Origin of the sequence: Candidatus Kuenenia sp., from assembly GCF_039794105.1 — a bacterium.
GTDB lineage: Bacteria > Planctomycetota > Brocadiia > Brocadiales > Brocadiaceae > Kuenenia.
This window is the reverse complement of record NZ_JBDIWA010000013.1, coordinates 59,103-82,228: the sequence shown is the minus strand read 5'-3', so window position 1 is coordinate 82,228 and position 23,126 is coordinate 59,103. Positions and strand designations below refer to the sequence as shown.

The 23,126-nt window shown below is 42.2% G+C and carries 22 protein-coding genes and 1 pseudogene; 14 read left to right on the top strand and 9 right to left on the bottom strand.

Annotation, left to right across the window (positions count from 1 at the left end; genetic code table 11):
- Both ABJL82_RS08640 and uvrC read right to left on the bottom strand, forming a co-directional pair.
- On the bottom strand, nt 1-491 hold a 491-nt coding region (locus tag ABJL82_RS08640), incomplete at its 3' end, for a competence/damage-inducible protein A (protein ID WP_347274329.1).
- Nucleotides 492-956: 465 nt separating this feature from the next.
- Nucleotides 957-2,852 (bottom strand): excinuclease ABC subunit UvrC, encoded by a 1,896-nt coding sequence (gene uvrC, locus ABJL82_RS08635; RefSeq protein ID WP_347274328.1) that lies wholly within the window; start codon nt 2,850-2,852, stop codon nt 957-959.
- Nucleotides 2,853-3,226: 374 nt separating this feature from the next.
- On the opposite strand from uvrC, the gene murQ reads away from it, so the two are divergent.
- The 6 genes and pseudogenes from murQ (at nt 3,227) to ABJL82_RS08605 (ending at nt 7,932) form a co-directional block, all read left to right on the top strand.
- Entirely contained in the window at nt 3,227-4,132 is a 906-nt protein-coding gene (murQ, locus tag ABJL82_RS08630; RefSeq protein ID WP_347274327.1) for an N-acetylmuramic acid 6-phosphate etherase, read from the top strand.
- Nucleotides 4,133-4,495: 363 nt separating this feature from the next.
- Complete coding sequence (locus ABJL82_RS08625) at nt 4,496-5,026, top strand: phosphatidylglycerophosphatase A (RefSeq protein ID WP_347274326.1); 531 nt, start codon at nt 4,496-4,498, stop codon at nt 5,024-5,026.
- Nucleotides 5,027-5,212: 186 nt separating this feature from the next.
- Nucleotides 5,213-5,665: pseudogene (locus ABJL82_RS08620) on the top strand (PDDEXK nuclease domain-containing protein); the annotation flags it as partial.
- A 34-nt stretch (nt 5,666-5,699) separates the two neighbouring features.
- Nucleotides 5,700-5,888, top strand: a complete 189-nt coding sequence (locus ABJL82_RS08615) for a hypothetical protein (RefSeq protein WP_347274325.1) — start codon at nt 5,700-5,702, stop codon at nt 5,886-5,888.
- Between the two features lie 464 nt (nt 5,889-6,352).
- Nucleotides 6,353-6,565: a DUF2283 domain-containing protein gene (locus ABJL82_RS08610; RefSeq protein WP_347274324.1), complete on the top strand. Its 213-nt coding sequence runs from the start codon at nt 6,353-6,355 to the stop codon at nt 6,563-6,565.
- Nucleotides 6,566-6,900: 335 nt separating this feature from the next.
- Complete coding sequence (locus ABJL82_RS08605; RefSeq protein WP_347274323.1) at nt 6,901-7,932, top strand: aldo/keto reductase; 1,032 nt, start codon at nt 6,901-6,903, stop codon at nt 7,930-7,932.
- A 137-nt stretch (nt 7,933-8,069) separates the two neighbouring features.
- On the opposite strand, the gene ABJL82_RS08600 is transcribed toward ABJL82_RS08605, so the two are convergent.
- Genes ABJL82_RS08600 through ABJL82_RS08590 form a run of 3 tightly spaced genes read right to left on the bottom strand, consistent with a single transcriptional unit; the run spans nt 8,070 to nt 8,971 of the window.
- Nucleotides 8,070-8,426: a hypothetical protein gene (locus ABJL82_RS08600; RefSeq protein ID WP_347274322.1), complete on the bottom strand. Its 357-nt coding sequence runs from the start codon at nt 8,424-8,426 to the stop codon at nt 8,070-8,072.
- 15 nt (nt 8,427-8,441) lie between these two features.
- Complete coding sequence (locus ABJL82_RS08595; protein WP_347274321.1) at nt 8,442-8,681, bottom strand: DUF2283 domain-containing protein; 240 nt, start codon at nt 8,679-8,681, stop codon at nt 8,442-8,444.
- Entirely contained in the window at nt 8,663-8,971 is a 309-nt protein-coding gene (locus tag ABJL82_RS08590; RefSeq protein WP_347274320.1) for a hypothetical protein, read from the bottom strand. Before ABJL82_RS08590 ends, ABJL82_RS08595 begins: the two co-directional genes overlap by 19 nt.
- 643 nt (nt 8,972-9,614) lie before the next feature.
- On the opposite strand from ABJL82_RS08590, the gene ABJL82_RS08585 reads away from it, so the two are divergent.
- From ABJL82_RS08585 to ABJL82_RS08555, 7 genes are all read left to right on the top strand, one after another.
- Nucleotides 9,615-10,370: a hypothetical protein gene (locus ABJL82_RS08585; RefSeq protein WP_347274319.1), complete on the top strand. Its 756-nt coding sequence runs from the start codon at nt 9,615-9,617 to the stop codon at nt 10,368-10,370.
- 142 nt (nt 10,371-10,512) lie between these two features.
- Nucleotides 10,513-12,168 carry a class I SAM-dependent DNA methyltransferase gene (locus ABJL82_RS08580; RefSeq protein WP_347274318.1) on the top strand — a complete coding sequence of 552 codons (1,656 nt, stop codon included), beginning with the start codon at nt 10,513-10,515 and terminating at the stop codon, nt 12,166-12,168.
- Nucleotides 12,165-13,196: a PDDEXK nuclease domain-containing protein gene (locus tag ABJL82_RS08575; protein ID WP_347274317.1), complete on the top strand. Its 1,032-nt coding sequence runs from the start codon at nt 12,165-12,167 to the stop codon at nt 13,194-13,196. Before ABJL82_RS08580 ends, ABJL82_RS08575 begins: the two co-directional genes overlap by 4 nt.
- Nucleotides 13,189-14,427 carry a restriction endonuclease subunit S gene (locus tag ABJL82_RS08570; protein WP_347274316.1) on the top strand — a complete coding sequence of 413 codons (1,239 nt, stop codon included), beginning with the start codon at nt 13,189-13,191 and terminating at the stop codon, nt 14,425-14,427. The genes ABJL82_RS08575 and ABJL82_RS08570 overlap by 8 nt, the downstream gene beginning before the upstream one ends.
- Nucleotides 14,424-14,627 (top strand): hypothetical protein, encoded by a 204-nt coding sequence (locus ABJL82_RS08565; RefSeq protein ID WP_347274315.1) that lies wholly within the window; start codon nt 14,424-14,426, stop codon nt 14,625-14,627. Before ABJL82_RS08570 ends, ABJL82_RS08565 begins: the two co-directional genes overlap by 4 nt.
- A gap of 458 nt (nt 14,628-15,085) precedes the next feature.
- Nucleotides 15,086-15,373: a hypothetical protein gene (locus ABJL82_RS08560; protein WP_347274314.1), complete on the top strand. Its 288-nt coding sequence runs from the start codon at nt 15,086-15,088 to the stop codon at nt 15,371-15,373.
- Nucleotides 15,374-15,630: 257 nt separating this feature from the next.
- Nucleotides 15,631-19,446, top strand: a complete 3,816-nt coding sequence (locus tag ABJL82_RS08555; RefSeq protein WP_347274313.1) for a type I restriction enzyme endonuclease domain-containing protein — start codon at nt 15,631-15,633, stop codon at nt 19,444-19,446.
- Nucleotides 19,447-19,717: 271 nt separating this feature from the next.
- Here ABJL82_RS08555 and ABJL82_RS08550 read toward each other — a convergent pair whose 3' ends face one another.
- From ABJL82_RS08550 to lhgO, 4 genes are all read right to left on the bottom strand, one after another.
- Entirely contained in the window at nt 19,718-19,936 is a 219-nt protein-coding gene (locus tag ABJL82_RS08550) for a hypothetical protein (RefSeq protein WP_347274312.1), read from the bottom strand.
- Nucleotides 19,937-19,961: 25 nt separating this feature from the next.
- Nucleotides 19,962-20,099, bottom strand: coding sequence for a hypothetical protein (locus ABJL82_RS08545; protein WP_347274311.1), 138 nt, complete (start codon nt 20,097-20,099; stop codon nt 19,962-19,964).
- A 98-nt stretch (nt 20,100-20,197) separates the two neighbouring features.
- Complete coding sequence (locus ABJL82_RS08540; RefSeq protein WP_347274310.1) at nt 20,198-20,389, bottom strand: hypothetical protein; 192 nt, start codon at nt 20,387-20,389, stop codon at nt 20,198-20,200.
- Nucleotides 20,390-20,491: 102 nt separating this feature from the next.
- On the bottom strand, nt 20,492-21,685 hold the full coding sequence (lhgO, locus tag ABJL82_RS08535) for an L-2-hydroxyglutarate oxidase (RefSeq protein WP_347274309.1): 1,194 nt from the start codon (nt 21,683-21,685) through the stop codon (nt 20,492-20,494).
- 654 nt (nt 21,686-22,339) lie between these two features.
- Between lhgO and cobK the strand changes: the two genes are divergently transcribed.
- A complete protein-coding gene (cobK, locus tag ABJL82_RS08530; RefSeq protein WP_347274308.1) occupies nt 22,340-23,101 on the top strand; it encodes a precorrin-6A reductase in 762 nt (253 codons plus the stop codon).
- The last annotated feature ends 25 nt before the right edge of the window (nt 23,102-23,126 follow it).

The window sequence follows — 23,126 nt, the reverse complement described above, 5'->3', positions numbered from 1 at the left end:
TATATTTTCAAATAGGAGTTAAGCATTTGTCGCATTTCTCCCGGAACGCCGGGGAGGCATACGATATCTGTTTCATTATATTTAATGGCAAAGCCGGTCGCAGTTCCGTGATCATTGGGAATGATAAGGGCGCCGGATGGGATTGATTTCACTTTTTTGGCGCCTTCATGCAATGTGTCTGCGCATAGAGGCTTGTTTGTATATGATTCACCGCTGGGTATTAATGGCATGTTAAAGAGATCTGATACTATTTCGCGAGTGAGGTCGTTTTCTGTCGGGCCGAGGCCGCCGGTTGTGATAATCAGCCGTACCCGGCCTTTGGCGGTATTGAGTGCAGATTTTAATAATTCAGCATCATCGCGAACTGCTGTGGCAAAAAGGACATGAATCCCGTTTTTAGTCAACATTTCCGCAATATACCGGGTATTCGTATCGGTTATTTGTCCGAGAACAATTTCCGTTCCTATGGCAATGATTTCCGCTGTAGTCATTTAATGTTGCTTCCTAAAGCTGGCATAGCCAGAACCAAACAAGCATGGGATAAAAAATACGAAAAGGGAACCACGAAGCATGAAACACGAAATACGAAACACGAAATACGAAACAAATTCCAAAATACAAAATCCCAATGAAAAGAAACGGGTTTTTGAACATTTCCATGGCTTGTTTCCAAACAGAGCTTGAGAACGAGATTATAAAAACACATTTTACATGAAAGGGTTTACACATACAACGTAAAGATTTTTCACTGTATAGTCTCGGGTAGGGCGTGGTATTGCCAGCCAGCCCTTTTTTTATGCTTGTTTATTCAAAATGTAAAAACGTAAGGCATCGGTTAGATAAGGCTTGCGTAAAGTTTGGGGTGTTGGGTTTTTTGTCATTTGAATTTGTTTCGCATTTCGATATTCGTATTTCGGGTTTGGTTACGACCAAAGGCTGTGCCATGTCCTTCATGGTTAAACCCTTTTTGGTTGCGATTCTGCCGCACTATGAAAATGATTATAAACTTCATTTGCCAGTTTTGCCGGCAATTTGCCTATGTCTGTTAATTGATGTATTGTCGCGTTTCGAATGCCTTCTATGCTTCCAAAGCGTTTTATCAGCGCTTTTTTTCTGATAATGCCGATGCCGGGGATTTCATCGAGGGGCGATTTGTAATACTCTTTGTCGCGAAGTTTTCTGTGATAGGCAATGGCAAACCGGTGCGCCTCATCACGGACTTTGGCAAGGAATAGGAGGACGGGGGATGAAGGCGGAAGGAGTATAGGATGCGGTGTGTGGGGTGTATGTACCTGTTCCCCCTGCCCTTCTTTCGGAATACCGCTTTTTCCCCTGTCTTTTGATAATGCGAGAAGGTCTGTATCATTTATTGCGAGTTCTTCAAACACCCTGAGCGCAACGCCCAATTGTCCCTTCCCCCCGTCTACCATAACGAGGTCCGGCAAATCTCCCTCTTCGACTGCCCTTTTATACCTGCGTAATAATACTTCATGCATCATTGCGTAATCGTCTATTTGGTCTACTGTTTTTATCCTGAAGCGTTTATATTTTGATTTGTCAGGCTTCCCACATACAAACGTTACCATTGAACCTACCGCTTGTTTGCCAAAAATGTTGGAGATATCAAAACACTCTATACATTCCGGCAGGTTTCTTAGTCCGATAACATCCTTCAGCGCCTGTAATGTGCGTGAATAATTATCGTCCTGCGTCTGCGATACCTTATAGGCATTCATCGCATTTTTTTGCGCCATTTCAATAAGACGTAATTTATCACCGCGTTTCGGGCAAAACACGGAAACCTTTTTCCCCTTTCTTTCGGTAAGCCACTCTTCCAGCAAAACAGCATCCGGGGAATGAACCGGTATGATAACTTCAGAAGGGATAAATCGGGTCTGACTATAAAATTGATTTAAAAATGAACGAAATACCTCTTCGATAGTAATATGGTTTATTGATAAACAATAGGAGGCGATGTCTTCCATATTGCCTGAGCGGATAAACATTACTTCAATATATACATCATTATCTGTAAGGTAATAACCAAAGACGTCCCGGTCGACAAAGGTAAGGGAATTGATCCTCTGCTTCTCAACGGTTTGTTCGATGGACTGTATCTGGTCGCGCAGTTTTGCCGCCTTTTCATATCGCAACTGTTTCGACTCTTCGTACATTTGTTTCCGGAGAATGCTGATAAGGTCTTCCTGTTTGCCTTTTAAGAGAAGGATTACCTGGTCTGTCAATGTCTTGTAACTTGCACGGTCTATCAGTCCGCAGCAAGGCCCGAGGCACTTATGAATCTGATAATAAAGACACGGCTTTGTCCTGCTTTTGAACGCATTATCCCGGCATTTTCTGACAGGTATTGTGTCATTAATGTATCGTAGTGTTTCTCTGACAGCCCTGGCGGAGGCATAGGGGCCAAAGTACATCGCGCCGTCATCTTCCTTCTGGCGAACGACTTTCGGATACGGAAAATCTTTGTTAGTTTCCAGTTTGATGCATGGGAAGTTTTTGTCGTCACGTAAATTGATATTAAATTTGGGTTTGAATTGTTTTATAAAATTATTTTCAAGGATAAGGGCTTCTTTTTCAGTCTCCGTAAGCACGAAGTCAATATCAACCACGTGCTTTATCAGATATTCCGTGTAAAGTCTGTCGCCGGTTCCTTTCTGGAAGTAGCTTCTAACGCGGTTTTTGAGATTCTTTGCCTTGCCCACGTAGATTACCTTATGTTTTGCATCTTTCATAAGATAAACGCCGGGAGACACAGGCACGTTTTTTAATTTAAGTGACAAGCTCATATCATAATAGTTAAAAAAATCTGATTTTAGAAATGTAGGGAGAAGCATTTGACTATGCTATACTTGTAGCTTCTCAAACAGTCTACAGTCTACAATTTGCCGACTGTAGATTGCCGATTGCCGACTGCCGACTCTACAATGTTTGCCTCAATTTGTTGAGAAGTTACCTATACTTTATATCAGCGGCAATGCGTTTTGTAAATATCTTTGACAATTAACAACATCGATGCTATATTCCAAAAACCGTGTTGCAGGATACCCGAATTAACCATCACAGGCATAGTTATGATAATTATTCATTATCTGAATGAAAAACCATTTCCCGCGCGTACAAGCATTTCTTTCCGCCTTCACCGGAACGTAGATAACTCCTTCTGTATTTTATATTGATAAATTTTTTACGGACAACAGGTAGGGATACTATGAATACAAATGATCGTTCACAATTACTGACAGAACAGCGAAATCCCAATTCAACCGATATCGACAAAAAATCCACACTGGAAATTCTGGACATAATTAACGCAGAGGATGCAAAAGTATTTGCCGCCGTGTATAAGGAGCGTGAAAATATTGCAAAGGCAGTTGACCTGATAGTAGATGTCTTTATGAATAAGAAAGGGCGTTTATTTTATATTGGCTCCGGCACCAGCGGCAGGCTTGGCATATTGGACGCTTCCGAGTGTCCACCAACGTTTAGTACGGATCCCAATATGATTACAGGGATCATTGCCGGCGGAGAAAAGGCTGTATTTCAATCAGTGGAAGGGGCGGAAGATTTCCCGGAAAATGGGGCGAGGGATATCCAGCAAAGAGAGGTGAACCATCGTGATATTGTCGTGGGTATTTCTACCGGCGGTACGACGCCCTATGTTACGGGCGCACTGTTTGAGGCAAAAAAGCGAAACGCGAAAACGGTGTTTATCTGTTGTAATCCTGAGATAATGCCAACTTTTGATATCGACGTTATTATCAGGCCGATTGTGGGTCAGGAGGTAATAACGGGTTCTACCCGCATGAAGGCCGGTACTGCGACAAAGCTTGTGTTAAATATGTTAACAACAACTGCAATGATTAAAATTGGCAAGGTTTACGAAAATCTTATGGTAGATTTGAAGGCAATGAACGCAAAACTTACCGACCGTGCCGAGCGTATTATTATGACATGCACAGGCATCGGGCGTGAAGATGCTAAAAAGTTGCTGCAGGCGGCGTTTGGCAATGTAAAAGCTGCCATAGTTATGCAGAAGCTGGGGATTGATTTTTCGGAGGCGAAAAAACGCCTTGACGCAAACAACGGTTTTGTAAGGGCAGTTTTGAAAGAATAAACCCATTCCCTCCTTTCTGGTGGTACAGAAATCTTGGCTGTACGTACTGGCAGGACCCTGCACCACCGGAATGGAGAGCGAAGCGCCTCTTCGTCAATCTAAATAATGCTTCGGCAGGTAGGGTGGATTAAGCGACAGCGAATCCACCATTTCATCTGTCAAAAGCGCCACATCTTGTTCAGTGATTTCAAAAAGGGTTTAATTACAAATCCAGATGTAACCTCCGGCGGGGTCAGGTTATAAATTTGAAGTTTAGGAATTTCAATATTTTTGTAGAGACGCATTGCATGCGTCTGGAAACTGCTGGATGTAAAGCTGTTTTGTTTTTACACCGTTTCCCATTCACTCAGTCTTCATCATTACATGAAAAACAAGAGAGATTGCATTAGATGGATTGTCGCCACATGGTTTGGTTCCGGGCTTCTCCCGAAGGCGCCAGGCACATGGGGCAGCCTGGCGGCAGTTCCCTTTGCGTATATGATTTCCGTATATACTGGTCCCTATGTATTTATCTCAGCAACTGTCGCCATGTTTCTGTTTGGTATAGGGGTATCAAACAGCATTGAAAAAAGCGCCCGGAAGAAAGATCCAGGGTTCATTGTTGTTGACGAGGTCGTAGGCCAATGGATAGCCCTGTTCCCCTTGCCTTTTCTCTATAAATGCATCAACCACGATTCCTTTCCCTACTTTTTGATTTCCCTGATAGCAACAGCATTTATTGCCTTCCGTATTTTTGATATATGGAAGCCATGGCCCATTAGACATTTAGAACAGAGCATTCCCGGAGGCCTGGGGATTATGCTCGACGACGTTATTGCCGGTTTCTACGCCCTCTTGATAACCTCCGCATTCACAGCAGGAATACTGTTCATTTGTAACACTTTGGTTTTTTGAAAAAGTAGGGGCGAAGCATTTGCTGTAAATTGTCATAAATGCGTTCATACCCAAACGGGCAAATGCTTCGCCCCTACTTCCTTGCGGGTTCAGGTTTGTAACCTGAACCCATGAGTTTATGCGTATAATGGGGCAATATACTCCGGCAAAATTCCAATGCCTAAATCACAAAATTCCTGTTTGGAAAAGGATAATTTAGAGCGTGAATTTTACATCCGCATGATAAAAAAATTCGGCTGGACGAAGAATGTTCTTATCCACCAGATAGAGAATAAAACGTATGAAAAGACTATGATAAATCAAACAAACTTCAGCAAGGTTCTTCCTGAGGAAATCCGCAGTCAGGCAAAATTAGCTGTCAAGGATGAATATACATTTGACTTTCTTGAGCTTGGCGAAGAACATACCGAGCTTGAATTAGAGCGGGCATTGATATCTAAAGTAAATCGTTTTTTAATCGAAATGGGTGGAGTATTTACATTTGTGGGGAATCAATTTCGGCTTGAAATTAATGGCAAGGAGTTCTTTATTGATATTTTACTTTACCATAGGCGATTAAAATGTTTGGTAGCAATTGAATTAAAAGTCAGCGAATTTAAACCTGAATATGCAGGTAAAATGCAATTCTATCTTTCTGCACGCCGGAAGAGAAAGCAATTGTGGAGGGGAAGGTATGAATATTATTGATACTGTAGAGACAGGTTTCAAACCTGTCTCTACATCAGGCAAAAACAAAGGCACAGTTACGGCAAAACCATACAAACACGCCAATCATGGTTTATCTGAATTTGTCCGTGCATTTAAAACATTTTCTTCAAGGCGCATTAATGCAATCCGGCAAGCGGCTGGTTGCCAGGTTTGACAATCCCGTTTTCATGATCGTATCATCCGCAATGAACCTGAATTGAATAAAATACGTGAATACATTATCAACAACCCTTTGAACTGGGAGACAGATGAGAATTACAGAAATTGACCAAATGGTTTACAAACTCTACGACCTGACAGAAGATGAGAGTGTGATTGTGGTAGGAAAGATATGAAATCAGAAATATACTTTTCTTTAAAGACGCCTCTTAATATTGAAGTCAGAACTACTATTTAATATTGGGAACACCTTGTTACATTCAAACATCCTGTAATGAAAAGCAAGGAGGATATTGTAAAGGTTGTTTTGCAAGTGCCTGATGAAATAAGACAAAGTAAAATGGACAAAGATGTCTTTCTTTATTATAAACAGTTTGATAGACTGTATTGCGTAGTTGTCAGACACGCAGGAACGGAAGGTTTTTAAATAACTGCGTAGGTAAAGGAAGGAGATATAATATGGACAAAGTAATGGTTTATTATCACAAGGATTCGGACACAATGGATATTTGGTTTGGTAATCCCGAGGATGAAGTTATATGCGAGGAGGCGGGAGATGGTATTGTCCTTAAAAAGGATAAAAATGGAAAGACCATTGGTATTGAAAAACTCTATGTCAGTAAAACTGTTGGTATAGATAAACCATTGCCTATAGAGTTAGTAGTTGCTTAAAATCCCAGTATACCTTTATTACCCACATTGACCAAATCCTCGCCGCAAAGCAAAAGACCCCAACGCCGACACTTCAACCCTGGAAAGACAAATTGACCAGATGGTTTACAAACTCTGCGATCTCACGCCGGAGGAGATTGAGATTATGGAGGGAAAAAGATGAAGCAAATCTCATACAGGGAGTGGTCGTTCCATAGGCAGTGAAAGTTTTATAAAGAAAATGGAGTGGAAACTTGATAGGATATTTAAATTAAGGCCATGGAGAAGACAGATAAATGGGATGTGTCCCCAATAAAACCATGTATACAGAAAACATATTTTATAAAATTATTAAAATGGCACTTGAGAACGATAAACTTACCAATCGCAGGAATTTTCTCAAAGGGTCTTTTGCAGTCGCCTTTGGTTTGAACTTTCCGGAAAGTATAAATACGATGTTTCCCGGAGAAAAGGTATCTTCTCCCTCAGAAGCCGGAAAAGGGGGAGGTGTGCCAAAACGCCGTTTGGGAAAAACCGAAGGAATGGTTTCCATGCTTTGTGTTGGTGGATATCACATCGGTCGGATGAAAGATGAACATTATGCCGTCCGAATGATTCATGCCGCACTGGATGAAGGTGTTAATTTCTTTGATTCTGCCTGGTCTTACAATGATGGTGATAGCGAGATAAGACTTGGAAAAGCGCTCAAAGATAGACGTGATAGTGCATTTATCATGACAAAAACGCGAGCACGAGACAGGGTTACCGCTTCCAAAGAATTGCACGAAAGCCTCCGGCGATTACAAACTGATTGCCTTGATTTATGGCAATTTCATGACCTGCAAACGATGGAGGATGTTGAATCCATCTTTAACAAGGGTGGGGCTATTGAGGCGGCTATCAATGCCAAAAAAGAAGGAAAGATACGCCATGTGGGATTTACCGGACATCGGAATCCGGAAACGCTTGTAAATGTCATTCAAAAATACCACCATCTCCTGGAAACGGTGCAGATGCCGGTAAATCTTGTAGATCCTCATTATTTGAGTTTTATTCAACGGGTCATTCCTGAAGCCGTAAAGTATGACATAGGAATCCTCGCAATGAAAACAACGGCAAATGGAGTATTACTGGAAGATAAAGTGGCAACCATAAAAGAATGCTTATACTATGCCTGGAGTCAGTCGATAAGCACCGTGGTTTCTGGTATGGACAGCATTGAACAGCTTAAAGAAAATGTTTCATATGCTCAACAGTTTGAAAAACTCTCAGGAAAAGACCAATCCATGCTGCTTGCACGGACAGAACCTTTTTGTGGTATCGAAACGGAGTTTTACAAACACCCCTCCCAAAAATGGCGTATTTATCCGGCGAAGCCACGGTATTAGCATAAGAGATAGTCAACAAGAAGGATCGACTGGAACAATTGCAATTGTTTTGTTAGCCGGTCTTTTTTTATACTCTGGAAGGGACTGAAAATCTTTCTTAAAACGCTTTGTTCAACGTATATTTTTTGCTATGAAATTTAAGAACGCAATTTCTTTAGCGTGTCTTCAATGGTATCATGCAGCCTGGAAACACGTCCTGCCACAATGTTTTTCCCGGCCTCTCTTTTGCCCTTCTGCCAATTCTCGTGCCACCAGTACGCTTGTTCATGGTCGATAAGACCAGCCTTAACTGCCACCCGTATTTCGGCGGTGTTTAATCCTCGGCTGTGGATAATATCATTATTGATTTTTGCTATTTTTTCTTTGGCTGCAACCAGGATATTTTGTTCGTGTTCAGTAAGTTTTTGTACCGGTGTACAGTTAACGAGGGTTTTTGGTATTAATATGATTTTTCCACCCTTTTGCTGTACCTCTAACATATCCCCTTCCCTCATGTATTCTCCTTTCTTTTACCTCTTTGAAGCCTCCAATACGGTTATTCCAACCAATTCAGTTCCTTTATACCTCAGCAACACCCCGTTTTCAAGCATCTCTGAATCAGTTGCCTTCTGGGGTCTTTTAAAATTGATGTAAAGAACATCGGCTTCTTTGTCGTAATCCACCCACATTTTTGTTTCCGGCATCTTTATGAAATGGGAAACAAGCCCATAGACTTCCTTTAAAGTATTTTCTATTTTTGTTGTTGCCATACAATCACCTCTCTTTCAAGTTTTATCTTACTTGTGAAATACGCAGTTATTATAAAACCATCATTATTACTGGTTTCCTTATAAACAACAGCAAGGAATCGGTTTTCCCCTGATTCTTTCAGGGCGATCAGTGCTTGTGTATAACCCTTAACAACATAATTAGGAGATTCAATAGTATTTAGAACTTCATCATAATAGCCTGCCAAATCATCATGGTTTTCTACTATGTGAACCCATAGCTCATCAGTTAGTCTGATTGGAACACCATTAATTGATTTTACTATTTCCATCACTACCTTATTCTACCTCAAAATACCCATCTTCGTAATAACTACAAAACAATCCCTTGAAATCAAAACATAGAAGAGGGATGGGAGCAAATATCAATTACATATTTGTCAATGGTAAAGATTCGACCCCTTCGGCTTTCCTCTGGCTTTATCTTTCACTCCGAAGGATGGTTATGCATTTTTGAAAAATGAGCATAAAAAACAAGAAGTTGATGGATAGTAGCACGAATAAATCTGAAAAGAAAAAATCCGAAGCAAATTCCAATGAACAAAATTCAAAATGTTTTGGGCATTCAAACATTTGAATTTAGGATTTGTTTCGAATTTCGGTATTCGAATTTGTTCTTAATGTTTTTGTTCAGCAATGCGTCCTCACGCTCTCTGTGTTGAATTCACATATTATGAGCCTGTTGAGTATATACTGGTACATGGATTTTCCTGAATATTAACAATTCCAACATATCCTTGTAATTAAAACTGCCAAATGTATAATCTTCTCAGGGGAAAATACATTATTGTCAATATTAGGTTTGACCCCACTACTACTTAGAGTAAAACATGAGAAGAAACCGGCAACTTCTTATACAGAAGAAGACAGTCTGCCTTTGCCGTTTTATACAGACTTTATAATCATTGTTAGCCTATGAAACAAGTAAAGACATTTCTTGATACTAGCGTTCTCCTTTCGGTTTTCGGGAAGGTGCGTAATGGAAGTGGGCGGTCATATATTATAGATACTGATCAAGTAGAAAGGGTTACCTTTGAGAAATGCATCTTTGAATGTTTTCTCGCCTTTCGCGGTGTCGGAGGCAAGAAACCAGATGAGGGAAGACAGGACTGGGCAAAGCGGTTCCTCCGATGCAAAGACGACCCGATTCCCTTGGGTGACGCGACGGGTAAGCTTCATGCTGGGTCACTGATCGCGGCACATTACTGGGTAGGGCAGGTGGATGAAGCGCAATGGTCAGTGCCGGAGACATTTGACGCGTACATGGGTTGCGTGAAAAAGTATGTCAGTAAAGAAGACTGGCCGGAGGCTGCTTCAGATTGGGAGAAATTTCAGAGGGTCTTCGCGAATCATCGACGATATCAAGCACTGTTTTCTGAGTTCCGTTACTTTCTTTCTGAGTGTGGTGTTTTTGTGCTTTCATATGAAATCCTATACGAAAAATCGAGGCAGCCTTGGCGGTTGCAAACAATGGAAGGTGTAAGTCAACGTTCGACTGTACCAAGTGAAGATTTTGAGATCGTCATTGCGGCGCTCCTTTCTGAAGTGGATGTTTTCGTATCTGCAGATCGGCGTCTCTTGACTGCCGCTGCAAGCATTGAGACAAATTTGAAGAGCTGTGATTTTGTTCATTTGGAAGACATCAAGTCTTATATTGAAGCGCAGGAATGATAAGGCTAACAATAGCGTTAACTCGTACGGCTTTACCCGAAGCACAAGCGTAGGGTAAAGCCGCCGATTACGCTGCACGTTATCCCTATGAATAAAACAAAACCTCTACGCAAGAGAAGCGAACAACTGACTGGAGATGAAGATGGCAAAGATCAGAGAGAATAGCACAAAAGAAGAACCAATTGAAAAGCAGCTCTGGAAGGCGGCAGACAAGCTCCGTAAGAACATTGACGCAGCCGAATACAAGCACATTGTTCTTGGTTTGATTTTCCTGAGATACATCTCCGATGCCTTTGAAGACTTACATACCAGGCTGAAAAGCGGAAAGGGTGAATATGCCGGGGCAGACCCGGAAGATAAAGACGAATACAAAGCAGAAAATGTCTTCTTTGTCCCGGAGATTGCCCGTTGGTCATATCTACAATCCAAAGCAAAGCTTCCTACTATCGGAAAAGAAGTTGATAATGCGATGGACGCCATCGAGAAGGATAATCCATCACTCAAAGACGTGCTGCCGAAGGTCTTTGCGCGTGGAAACCTTGATCCCACAAATCTTGGCGGCTTGATAGACCTTGTCGGGAACATTGCCCTTGGCGATGCAAAAGCCCGCAGCGCTGACGTGCTTGGCCATGTGTTCGAATATTTCCTTGGTGAATTTGCCCTTGCCGAAGGAAAGAAGGGTGGACAATTCTATACGCCGCGCAGCGTTGTCGAACTTCTGGTTGAGATGCTTGAACCTTACAAAGGCCGGGTGTTTGACCCCTGTTGTGGGTCAGGCGGTATGTTTGTTCAGTCGGAAAAGTTTGTAGTTAGCCATCATGGCAAGGTAAACGACATCTCCATTTACGGACAGGAAAGCAACCAGACCACCTGGCGGCTGGCGAAGATGAACCTTGCCATCCGGAGCATTGACAGTTCACAGGTCAAATGGAACAACGAAGGCTCCTTCCTGAATGATGTCCACAAAGATTTAAAAGCCGATTTCGTTATCGCCAATCCCCCCTTTAATGACAGCGACTGGAGCGGAGATTTGCTCCGCAAAGACGGAAGATGGAAATACGGCGTGCCTCCGTCAGGCAATGCAAATTACGCATGGATACAACAATTCCTTTATCATCTTAGCCCCAGCGGCATTGCTGGTTTTGTGCTGGCAAAAGGTTCACTCACCTCAAAGACTTCTGGTGAAGGCGAAATCCGTAAGGCATTAATCGAAGCCTGTTTGGTTGATTGCATTGTCAATCTTCCCGCCAAGCTGTTTTTGAATACCCAGATTCCAGCCTGCCTCTGGTTTATTCGGCGCGGTCGCGCCGAACCCTCCCTCAATCCCTCCCAAAGGGAGGGAAGTTTCTCTCCCTTTGGGAGAGACGGAAGAGAGGGTGAAATCCTTTTTATCGATGCCAGAAATGAAGGACACCTGATAAATCGCCGGACAAAAGAGCTTTCGTCTGAAAATATCATGAAGATTGCCAATACTTATCATAAATGGAAATCTTCACCCTCCTCTAACTCCTCCCAAAAGGAGGAGAACAAAAGATCCTCTCCCTCTGGGAGAGGCGGGGGTGAGGGTGTCTATCAAGACATCAAGGGTTTTTGTAACTCCGCGTCCATCGAACGAGTGCGAGAACTGGATTATGTGCTTACGCCGGGACGATACGTAGGATTGCCTGATGACGAAGACGATTTTGATTTTAAGGAGCGTTTTACCAGTTTGAAGAAGGAATTTGAAGAACAGTTGAAAGAGGAAGAAAAGCTCAATGCACTAATCAAGGAAAATCTTAAAAAGGTAAAGCTGGTATGAGAGGCAACATCATCAAAACAGATGATTACAAGCGGTTTATTCAGGAGATAAAACAATGTATTCAATCAGCGCAGATCAAAGCGGCGGTTGCGGTCAATCAGGGGCTTTTGCGTCTATATTGGGACTTGGCCAAGCGTATGGTAACCAAACAAAAAGAGACCGCATGGGGAGATGGATTTATCAAACAAATGAGTCGGGATCTGCAGGCTGAATTTCCTGATATGAAAGGATTTTCTGAACGGAATCTAAAATATATCCGTCAGTGGTATATGTTTTTCAAACGGTGTGATACAATTGGGCAACAGCTTGTTGCCCAAATTCCCTGGGGACATAATATCGTCATAATATCCAAATGTAAAAGCACTTTAGAGGCCGTTTTCTATGTTCAAAAAACAATTCAAAATAACTGGTCAAGGGCGGTGTTAACGCATCACATCGAAAGCGGTTTATATGCAAGAGAAGGAAAGGCTATTACCAATTTTAAAACTACCCTTCCCGAACCCCAATCTGATTTAGCACGCCAAACACTCAAAGACCCTTATAACTTTGATTTTTTGATGTTGCGGGAAAAGCACGATGAAAAAGAACTGGAGGATGCCCTGATCAAACATGTGACCAGATTCTTGTTGGAATTAGGAGCAGGTTTTTCTTACATCGGAAGACAGTTCAGACTGGAAGTTGACGGCGACGAATTCTTTGTTGATCTGCTATTCTACCATGTCCGGTTACATTGTTATGTGGTAATTGAACTCAAGACAGCGAAATTTAAGCCTGAGTATGCAGGGAAACTCAATTTCTATATTTCTGCAGTTGATGGTATTTTGAAGACAGAACGGGATAATCCCACTATCGGCATTTTGATCTGCAAATCAAAAAACGATACCGTTGTGGAATATGCACTGAAGGATGTTCACAAACCTATTGGCGTAAGCGAATACACCATCACCAGAAGCCTGCCCGATGAGTTTAAATCCTCTCTGCCAAGTATTGAAGAGATTGAAGCGGAATTGGGGGGCCAGAATGAGTAAAGAAGATGATGGTATGAGGGGATGGAAAGAATGTAAGCTGGGAGATGTTGCAGAAGTTCAGACAGGGCCGTTTGGAAGTCAGTTGCATCAGAGCGATTATAAGTCTGTAGGCACTCCAATTATCACTGTGGAGCATCTGGGAGAAAATAAAATATTGCACCTAAACCTGCCTTTGGTCGGAGATAAAGATAAAAAGCGATTGAACAAATATGTTTTGCAAGAAGGGGATATTGTATTCAGCCGGGTGGGCTCAGTTGATAGACGGGCTTATGTAAGCGAAAAAGAGGATGGCTGGATGTTTTCAGGCCGATGTTTGAGGGTGAGGACAAATAAGAAGCAGGTTAATCCAAAATTCTTATCATTTTATTTCGGGCAGGAAAGCTTCAAAGAACACATCAGAATGATAGCGGTAGGTGCTACAATGCCTTCGATCAATACCGATATTTTGAGCAGTGTTACTGTAACATTGCCCCTTCTTCCCGAACAACGCGCCATCGCCTCAGTCCTTTCCAGTCTCGACGACAAAATAGACCTGCTCCACCGCCAGAACAAAACCCTCGAAGCCATGGCCGAAACGCTTTTCAGGCAGTGGTTTATAGAACCCTCCCTTAATCCCTCCCATAGGGCGGGAAATGTGGATGAAGGGTGGGAGGAAGATAGCCTTCTCAGACTTGTACAATTAGTTGGTGGTGGTACTCCAAAGACATCAATTTCCGATTATTGGGATGGTAATATTCCATGGTTAGCTGGTGGGGATATAGCTTCAAACCATAAATCTTTCGTACTCAATACAGAGAAAAGAATAACAGAAAACGGCTTAAATAACAGTTCCGCCAAACTCTTGCCAAAATATGCAACAGTAATTTCCGCAAGAGGGACAGTTGGGAAATATTGTCTACTTGCTCAACCAATGGCTTTTAGTCAGTCAAATTATGGTATATTACCGCGAATTGACAATTGTTTTTTCTTTACATATCTATTGATTAACCATGTGGTTGAAGAATTGCAATCTTCAGCTTACGGTAGCGTTTTTGACACGATAACAACCACAACCTTCAAAGAAAACAAGGTTCCAGTTCCAACCGAATTAGAAATACGGTCTTTCGAAAATTTAGTTTCGTTGTATTTTCATAAAATTTTCCAGAACAAAGCTCAAATTGACAACCTTGAAAAACTGCGGGATGTGCTGCTGCCGAAGTTGATGTGCGGGGAAGTGAGGTTGAAGATATGAGTAGTAAACAAAAACATGAGGGTTCATCGTCTATTGTTGGAACAATTTATCAGTTTTATATTGCTATTGACAAATGCTTTGAGCTACTTGACGGTGAAAAAGTGATCATTGAAAAATATGGCGATGTGACTGTCTCCGATAAGTATCAAATAGAAGTTAAACACTCCAGGCGGGTTCAGGTTTGCAACCTGAACCTATGAGTTTATGCGTATAATGGGGTCATGTACTGCGGTAAAAACCCTGTTTGTCATCTGGGATTTATTTGTCATTTTTCTGCTAATAGAAGGCTGGATTGGAAGCATAAAACGTTTGGTTCAGGTTACAAACCTGAACCCGCGAATGTAGTTTCCGGCGCCATTACGTTCCCGAACAGCAATTTGGGGGGGGGCATTTCCGGTTCTTTGCAAATATTCGTACCTGCCTGTCAGATGACAGGTATTGTATCACAAGGATTTTGCTTAATTAACCCTGACATGGTTTGGAGTCCTGTTAGGGTTTTTTCTTCCTAACCCCATTAACAGTTACAAAAAATCGGGAATGCTCCCTGGAGATATTCAAGTCTGGAGAACTTGATTTCGATAATCTCGATGCTCTATAATTTTTGGTGGATCGGCAACTCACGAGGATTCTTCGGTAGCTCAACTATAGGGTCATTACCATGAAAAATAAAAAACTACAAATCCGAAACAGCACGGTAGAATTTCTCATTTTTACGAAACAGGAAAATAAGAATACTATAGAGGCCCGCATTGAAGACGAAACGGTCTGGCTTACTCAAAAGGCAATTGGGCAACTTTTTGGTGTAGAAAGCCATACCATAACCTATCACTTGAAAGAGATATTCAAGACTGGAGAACTCGACGAGGAGGCAACTACTCGAAAAATTCGAGCAGTTCAAAATGAAGGGAAGAGACAGGACAAAAATTGTAACACTTTAGTCTTTTGAAACTGGAAATTGTCATTTGTAGTGCGACGAGGTTCGTCGCACTACATGAATTTATTGGGCTTAAATATTTCAAGTGAGGAACGAGCAGCAACCGTTTATATACTCCGCTCCTACGCTTACGGTAAACATCGCTATTATTGGAATTTTTCAAAAAAATAAAGTGTTACGCGTTTTTACTTTTTCAAAGGACTAAAGTGTTACCAAAAATTACATCTCAGATTTTGACAAAGAGATAAGGCGCATTACAGGGAAAAAAGATGACGACTAATAAAATCACCGAATCCACCATCGAACAATTTGCCATTGAACTTCTCGAAAAAGCAGGCTATCGGTACGTCTACGGCTCTGATATCGCACCAGACAGTATAATGCCAGAACGCCAGTCTTTTGAGGATGTCCTGCTCATTGAGCGGCTTACTGCTGCCGTGGCTCGTATCAATCCGAATGTCCCTGCGGATGCGCGGGAAGATTCGGTAAAGCAAGTGCTTCGTCTTAATTCGCCCGAACTTATATCAAATAACGAATCTTTTCACCGGATGCTTACCGAAGGTATTAATGTAAGCTACCAGAAAGATGGCAACCGTCGCGGCGACCTCGTATGGCTTGTTGATTTCAGCGACCCGGAGAACAACGAATTTTTAGTGTTGAACCAGTACACGGTAATCGAGAACCACGTCAATAAAAGGCCAGATGTTGTGCTTTTCGTAAATGGATTGCCGCTGGTAGTTATCGAACTGAAAAATCCTGCCGATGAAAACGCTACCGTTCACTCCGCCTTTCAGCAGATTCAAACCTACAAGCAGGTGATTCCCGGATTGTTTACATACAACGGTTTCATCGTTATTTCAGATGGGCTGGAGGCCAGGGCTGGTACAATTTCCTCCGCTTTCAACCGTTTTATGGCGTGGAAGACGGCTGACGGCAAGGTTGAAGCCTCTCCTCTTATTGGTCAGCTTGAGACACTCATCAAGGGTCTGTTGAATAAGACTACTCTCTTAGACCTTGTCCGGCATTTTATTGTTTTTGAACGAAAGGCTGTTCAAAAACAACCCTCCCTCAGTCCCTCCCAAAGGGAGGGAAGGAATTATAGGGGGGGGATGTATTTTGCGGGGATGATTGAGCGGGTTAGAGAGCTTCGGAAGAATCAAACGAATGCTGAAGAATTTTTTTGGGAACTGGTTAGAAATAGACAGTTCATGGGACTAAAATTCAGACGGCAACATCAGATAGGGCACTATATTGTTGATTTCTATTGCCATTCGGAAAGATTAATCATTGAATTCGATGGTGAAGTTCATAATACTTCGGAACAAAGGAAAAAAGATGAAAAAAGGGATAAGTATTTAAAAAGCCTGGGCAATAAGGTATTGCGATTCAGCAATGCCGAGTTGATTGAGGATACCGAAAATGTACTAAATACAATCAAAAAAAGTCTCTCTCCCCCTGGGAGAGACGGAAGAGAGGGTGGTGTCACCATCGGGAGAGACGGAAGAGAGGGCGGCGTAGATGGTGGTATAGGGGATGGTATCACTACCATTACCACCATCAAAAAACTTGCGGCTTATCATCAGTATTATGCAGTCAACCGTGCCGTCGAATCGACGCTGAGGGCGTCGGGTTTTGTTGCTACAAGACCCAAAGAACAGGATTGTCCGAAGGTTATAGAATCGCCGGAGAACTATGGGTTGCCCGACGCCGGGTTACAACCCGTTGGCGACAGAAAAGGCGGCGTTGTCTGGCACACGCAGGGCAGCGGCAAATCTCTTTCCATGGTTTTTTATACGGGGAAAATTGTCCTTGCAATGGACAACCCCACGATATTGGTTATTACCGACAGAAACGATTTGGACGACCAGCTTTTTGATACGTTTGCCTCTTCAAAACAACTCTTGCGTCAGGAGCCGGTGCAGGCTGAAAACCGGGAGCATTTGAAAGAACTCCTGAAGGTTGCTTCCGGAGGGATTGTTTTCACCACCATTCAAAAATTCCAACCCGATGAAGGCAATGTTTACGAAAGGCTTTCGGACAGAAAGAACATCATTGTTGTTGCAGACGAAGCCCACCGCACGCAGTACGGTTTTAAGGCTAAAACCTTAGATGCAAGAGACGAAAACGGAAGCATTGTCGGCAAGAAGATTGTTTACGGCTTTGCCAAATACATGCGCGATGCCCTTCCAAATGCTACCTATCTTGGGTTTACAGGCACGCCGATAGAGAATACCGACGTTAATACCCCCGCGGTTTTTGGTAATTACGTTGACGTTTACGATATATTACAGGCCGTGACCGATGGCGCAACGGTGCGGATTTACTACGAAAGCCGTCTGGCAAAGATTGCCTTGAGCGAAGAAGGAAGGAAACTGATTTCATCTTTTGATGAAATCACCCTCACCCGTCCTCTCCCAAAGGGAGAGGAGGAAGCCCTAGCCAGGCAAGAGGTGGAGGAGGATAGTTTCTCTCCCTTTGGGAGAGACGGAAGAGAGGGTGGTGTCACCATTGGGAGAGACGGAAGAGAGGGTTTTGCGAAATGGACACAGCTTGAAGCCCTTATCGGAAGTATAGATAGGATACGGCAGGTTGCGCAGGATATTGTTACCCATTTCGAACAACGGCTGGAAGTATTCGAAGGCAAGGGCATGATTGTCACCATGTCGCGCCGGATTGCCGCCGAACTTTATGCGGAAATAATAAAAATACGGCCACAGTGGCACAATGACGACTTGCGAAAGGGCGTAATAAAAGTGGTTATGACCTCCGCCTCATCCGATGGTCCGGAAATTTCAAAACACCACACCACAAAAGAGCAGCGGAGGACTTTAGCCGACAGGATGAAGAATCCGGAAGACGAACTCAGGCTTGTTATCGTCCGGGATATGTGGCTTACCGGTTTTGATGTGCCATGTCTGCATACCCTTTACATTGACAAGCCGATGAGGGGGCATAACCTGATGCAGGCAATTGCGCGTGTAAACCGTGTGTATAAAGATAAGACCGGCGGTCTCATTGTTGATTATCTCGGTATTGCCGCTGACCTTAAAAAAGCCTTGTCGTTCTACTCGGATAGCGGCGGTAAAGGTGACCCGGCCGTCGCGCAGGAAAAAGCTGTTCAGCTTATGCTTGAGAAGCTTGAAATCGTTTCGCAGATGTTTCATTCCTTTGCTTATGAGGAATACTTTGAAGCCGATACAGGCAAAAAACTGTCTCTTATTCTTGCCGCTGAAGATCACATTCTTGGATTAGATAACGGGAAAAAGAGGTTTATTGATGAAGTAACGGCGCTGTCCCTGTCCTTTTCAATTGCAATTCCGCATGAACAGGCAATGGACGTTAAGGATGAAGTCTCATTTTTCCAGGCGGTCAAATCCAGACTTGCGAAATTCAACAGCTCCTCTACCTTTGGGAGAGGCGGGGGTGAGGGTTTAGAAACGGCGATACGGCAAGTCATCGATAAGGCGCTCGTTACGGAGCAGGTCATAGACGTTTTTGACGCGGCGGGCATTAAGAAACCGGATATATCGATTCTTTCCGAGGATTTTCTTGTCGAAGTTCAAAACATGGAACACAAGAATATTGCCCTTGAGGTGCTCAAGAAACTTCTGAATGATGAAATCAAGTCGCGGGTTAAAAAGAATTTGATACAAGGTAAGTCATTAATGGAGATGCTCGAAAATTCCATCAGGAAATATCACAACAAGATTCTGACAGCAGCCGAGGTAATTGAAGAACTTATTAAACTGAGTAAAGAAATCAAGGAAATGGATAAAGAACCTCAGGAAATGGGGATGTCGGATTACGAATATGCCTTCTATACGGCAATCGCTAATAATGATAGCGCACGGCAATTAATGAAAAAAGACAAATTGCGGGAATTGGCCGTTGTCCTGTTTGAAAAGGTAAGGGAAAATGCATCAATAGACTGGACAATCAAGGAGAGTGTAAAGGCTAAATTGAAGGTGATTGTAAAAAGGATATTGAGGCAATATGGTTATCCACCGGACATGCAAATGCTGGCAACCGAAACGGTATTGAAACAAGCAGAATTGATAGCGGATGAAATTGCACATGGGAAATAAGAGCCGTCTGTGCCATCACCTGTGGTGGGCTTGGCGAACCAATGACTCCGACGGGGAAGAGTGTCGCGGGGTTGCTAACAAGGCGCTGGTTTGGGATTTTAAAAGATCCGGCTTCGCCGCCACTTTTAAAATCCGCACATTGCGACGTTAGGCTAAAATAAAGAAGGAGGAAAACGATGTACACGCTTTATAAAATAAATGCAAATAAACCAGATAGTGTTTCCTAAAAGGTTTGAAAGCGATGTTTAAAAATAAATAGATTGAATAAGTTTTACTGTATGCTGTCAATGTAGGGATAGCTTTTTTCTTCAAACTTCTTTGCATCGTGTTTTTCGTGTTCAATATGTCCAAATGATATTGTGAAATTTCCCTGATAAGGTAAACATCGCCTTATGGAGGGAAGAAACATGTCAGAATTAAATCTTTCCGGCCCATTTTTAGGGTGATAAAAGGCGTTTTTCTTTTTAGGTACAATTTTGCTATCAGTCATTTCATTATCGCTTATACACTTACTGCTATAACCCAATAGCCTTTTTTGCTATAGCTATTATTTCAACACATCTCCGGGTAAAAGGGTCGTTCATATCCTTAACCGCCGGGATATCTCTAAATGGGTCTCGAATGATTATTCCGTCTTTTGGTAGGTTATCCATTTAGTCATCTCCTGTAATGATTCCTGAAAGTAAAATTAAGGGCAACCGCTCAGGATTGCGGTTTTCGGGTGATCATCCCTAGCTCTTAATCATTATCACTATTTGCTTTCCAGATACCCCTTACGCTGCCAGTTCTCATCGTAAATGGTAATATGCCCGTCCCTCTCCCGGATATACCCTTTGCGCTTGCCCTGTTCGTCGTAAACGTCATAATACTGTAGCTCTGTTTGTGATACCGTTGAAGTACACCCGGCAACCAACAAACATAAGGCGATGATTATTGTTTTCATAGTGTCCTCTAAAAAAATGTACGGTAAAAGTACGGCAGTAAGCTACTGGCAGGAAATACAAGCTGTCTTGAATACCAATACACATAAGGCTTTGCAGGTGATTCAAATCGCCTTTTCCACTTTATCTGCAATAAATTTGCTGAATGAAAAAGAAGAGGTAAATGCGGGGGATACCGCGTTTAAAATGTGGGTGGAAGTTTCTTCCTGTTCTACAACGAAATCCATCTCCAGTTTCATTGTTCTTGTATCAAGCAGTTGCGCCCTTATTCCCGGGGTGAGATAATCGCCGAATTTATCCTCTTCCAGTTTTTTCACTAAATGAGCGGCTTGTTTTATGAAATATTTCTTATAGTGTTTTTTCATCTCGGCAAATGCCAGATCTCTGAAATTAAAAGAATTCATAAGAAAAAGTTTTGCCTCGTACCGGAGTATTTCAAAGAATTCTCCGGGATGAAAATTGGATAAACCCTCATAATTTTCCCTCCAAAACACGGGAATTGCCGTTGGCCCCATTTTTACCCTGCCGTCAACCATTTTTGTAAAGTGTACGCCAAGAAACGGGTTTTTCAGGTTGGGAACCGGGTATATGTGTTTTTGAATAAAATTACTGTCCTTATATTCAATATACAGTCCTTTAAAAGGAATGAGGGTATAGTGTTTTCCTACACCGTATTGGTGGCCTATTTTATCGGCATACAGACCGGCACAATTAATAAGGTGCCGGTAGTGTATCGTATTTTTATTAGTGACTGCCGAATGAAGGCCTTCCCGCTTTATGAATTTTTCATTCAATAGCAGCTTGATGTTTTTTTTAAAACCGGTTGCGATATGGTTCAATACTTCTTTTGGGTTCACCACTGAAGTTGCAGGAGAATGGATAGCTTTGCAATATGTCCTTGCATTTGGGTCGATTTGGGATAGTTCCTGTTCATCTATTATTTGTAATTCAACGCCATTTTTGTCGCCTCTGTTTTTTAACTCATAAATCCCTTTTAAATCCTCTTCGTCTTTCGCAACCACTACTTTCCCGCATCTGTTGATGGGAAGGTTGTGTTGTAAACAATATGCTGTTAAAAGCCTGTTTCCCTCAACCGTAAATTTTGCCTTTAAACTGTCAGGAGTATAGTAAAATCCCGCATGAAGTATGCCGCTATTCCTGCCACTTGCATGGCGGCCCGGGGAATCTTCTTTTTCGATTAAAGTAATTATTAATTCAGGATGTCTATGATGCAGCTCACGCGCGATGGAGAGTCCCATAATGCTGGCGCCAATAATTAAAATGTCTGTTTTTATCATGTACGATATTCCTCAATCGATGGTTGCTGTACGGTTTTCGTCTGAAAATACCTCCCGGCGGGTTCAGGTTTGCAACCTGAACCTATGAGTTTATGCTTATAATGGGGCCATGTACTGCGGTAAAATTCCAATGCCCAAATCCCAAAATCCCTGTTTGGGATCTTAAATTTATTTGTTATTTGTTCTGTTAATAGAAGGCTGGATTGAAAGTATAAAACGTTTGGTTCAGGCTTCGACGTGAGCTCAGCCGAACGGTTGCAAACCTGAACCCGCGAATGTAGTTTCCAGTGCCATTACGTACCCAAACATGAATTTGGAAACGAGTTGTGCTTCGGTAGTTTAATAGATTACGCTGAATAGTTACAAATATTTTCTATCCCACAGACTTCGCGAAGTACGATTTACGAGGTACGATTTTAGATTTGGGATTTTAAATCGTACTTCGTACTTCGTAAATCCCAAAGGATGTTTCATTCTTCTTTTTGAAATTGACCGGTAGTTTTATTTTATGTACGATAACAAGGCGTTGAAAAAGGCCTGTTTCTATAGACCATTAATACCATTCTGCTTGTCTTAAAAAATCAATCGATAAAGCAGAGACACAGGATTTATGCCTTTACTTTTTTAATAATTATTCATAATTGCATTACGTATATGATATTAGTATTATCCGGCACCGAAGAGGGCAAAGAAATCGTCAGACAACTTCATTATGATGGTTTTAATGTAAGGACTACTGTCGCTACTGAATATGGCAGAAAGATGTTTGAACAAATCGGACTTGGCGCTCTTTGCATTCAAAAGCGTTGTGACAAGGAAGGATTTATAAGACTCATTCAGGAAAGAGGAATCACGGTTTTCATTGATGCAACACATCCTTTTGCGGTTGAAGCGACAAAAAACGCATATGAAGCATGCAGGGAAGTTGGCATTGACTATTTTCGTTTTGAACGCAAAGACTCCGTGATATCTGATCACCCACTTATACATAGCGTCAGTTCTGCCGATGATGCGGTAAAAAAAGCCAGGCAGCTTGGAACTAATATTTTTTTGACAACCGGGATTTCAGGCGTTTCAAAGTTTATCCCTTTAAAAAATGAAAAACAGCTATTTGTTCGTATACTTCCCATACCGGAACATATTGCGTCGTGCATTGAAATGGGTATATTTCCTAAAAACATTATCGCAATGCATGGCCCGTTTTCAACAGAGTTAAATAAAGCCATGTTTCAGCAATACGGGATCAATGTCATCGTTTCAAAAGAAAGCGGGGGAGTGGGTGGGGTGAATGAGAAAATTCAGGCAGCAATTGAGTTAGGTATCGACACGATTCTGATAACAAGGCCTGCATTAGCATTGCCGGATGTTTACACAAGTATTGCTGATATCCTGAATAAAGTAAAAACCTTGAGGTAAAACGATGCATTTGCATAAACATATA

Bases quoted from the DNA above. Each gene is read 5' to 3' on its own strand.
- ABJL82_RS08550 (WP_347274312.1), bottom strand. From the start codon at position 19,936: ATGACTGATAGCAAAATTGTACCTAAAAAGAAAAACGCCTTTTATCAC.
- ABJL82_RS08615 (WP_347274325.1), top strand. From the start codon at position 5,700: ATGAATATTATTGATACTGTAGAGACAGGTTTCAAACCTGTCTCTACA.
- ABJL82_RS08555 (WP_347274313.1), top strand. From the start codon at position 15,631: ATGACGACTAATAAAATCACCGAATCCACCATCGAACAATTTGCCATT.
- ABJL82_RS08590 (WP_347274320.1), bottom strand. From the start codon at position 8,971: ATGGAAATAGTAAAATCAATTAATGGTGTTCCAATCAGACTAACTGAT.
- ABJL82_RS08610 (WP_347274324.1), top strand. From the start codon at position 6,353: ATGGACAAAGTAATGGTTTATTATCACAAGGATTCGGACACAATGGAT.
- ABJL82_RS08570 (WP_347274316.1), top strand. From the start codon at position 13,189: ATGAGTAAAGAAGATGATGGTATGAGGGGATGGAAAGAATGTAAGCTG.
- murQ (WP_347274327.1), top strand. From the start codon at position 3,227: ATGAATACAAATGATCGTTCACAATTACTGACAGAACAGCGAAATCCC.
- ABJL82_RS08545 (WP_347274311.1), bottom strand. From the start codon at position 20,099: ATGGATAACCTACCAAAAGACGGAATAATCATTCGAGACCCATTTAGA.
- ABJL82_RS08600 (WP_347274322.1), bottom strand. From the start codon at position 8,426: ATGAGGGAAGGGGATATGTTAGAGGTACAGCAAAAGGGTGGAAAAATC.
- ABJL82_RS08625 (WP_347274326.1), top strand. From the start codon at position 4,496: ATGAAAAACAAGAGAGATTGCATTAGATGGATTGTCGCCACATGGTTT.
- ABJL82_RS08565 (WP_347274315.1), top strand. From the start codon at position 14,424: ATGAGTAGTAAACAAAAACATGAGGGTTCATCGTCTATTGTTGGAACA.
- ABJL82_RS08580 (WP_347274318.1), top strand. From the start codon at position 10,513: ATGGCAAAGATCAGAGAGAATAGCACAAAAGAAGAACCAATTGAAAAG.
- lhgO (WP_347274309.1), bottom strand. From the start codon at position 21,685: ATGATAAAAACAGACATTTTAATTATTGGCGCCAGCATTATGGGACTC.
- ABJL82_RS08575 (WP_347274317.1), top strand. From the start codon at position 12,165: ATGAGAGGCAACATCATCAAAACAGATGATTACAAGCGGTTTATTCAG.
- uvrC (WP_347274328.1), bottom strand. From the start codon at position 2,852: ATGCTTCTCCCTACATTTCTAAAATCAGATTTTTTTAACTATTATGAT.
- ABJL82_RS08540 (WP_347274310.1), bottom strand. From the start codon at position 20,389: ATGAAAACAATAATCATCGCCTTATGTTTGTTGGTTGCCGGGTGTACT.
- ABJL82_RS08585 (WP_347274319.1), top strand. From the start codon at position 9,615: ATGAAACAAGTAAAGACATTTCTTGATACTAGCGTTCTCCTTTCGGTT.
- ABJL82_RS08560 (WP_347274314.1), top strand. From the start codon at position 15,086: ATGAAAAATAAAAAACTACAAATCCGAAACAGCACGGTAGAATTTCTC.
- ABJL82_RS08595 (WP_347274321.1), bottom strand. From the start codon at position 8,681: ATGGCAACAACAAAAATAGAAAATACTTTAAAGGAAGTCTATGGGCTT.
- cobK (WP_347274308.1), top strand. From the start codon at position 22,340: ATGATATTAGTATTATCCGGCACCGAAGAGGGCAAAGAAATCGTCAGA.
- ABJL82_RS08605 (WP_347274323.1), top strand. From the start codon at position 6,901: ATGGCACTTGAGAACGATAAACTTACCAATCGCAGGAATTTTCTCAAA.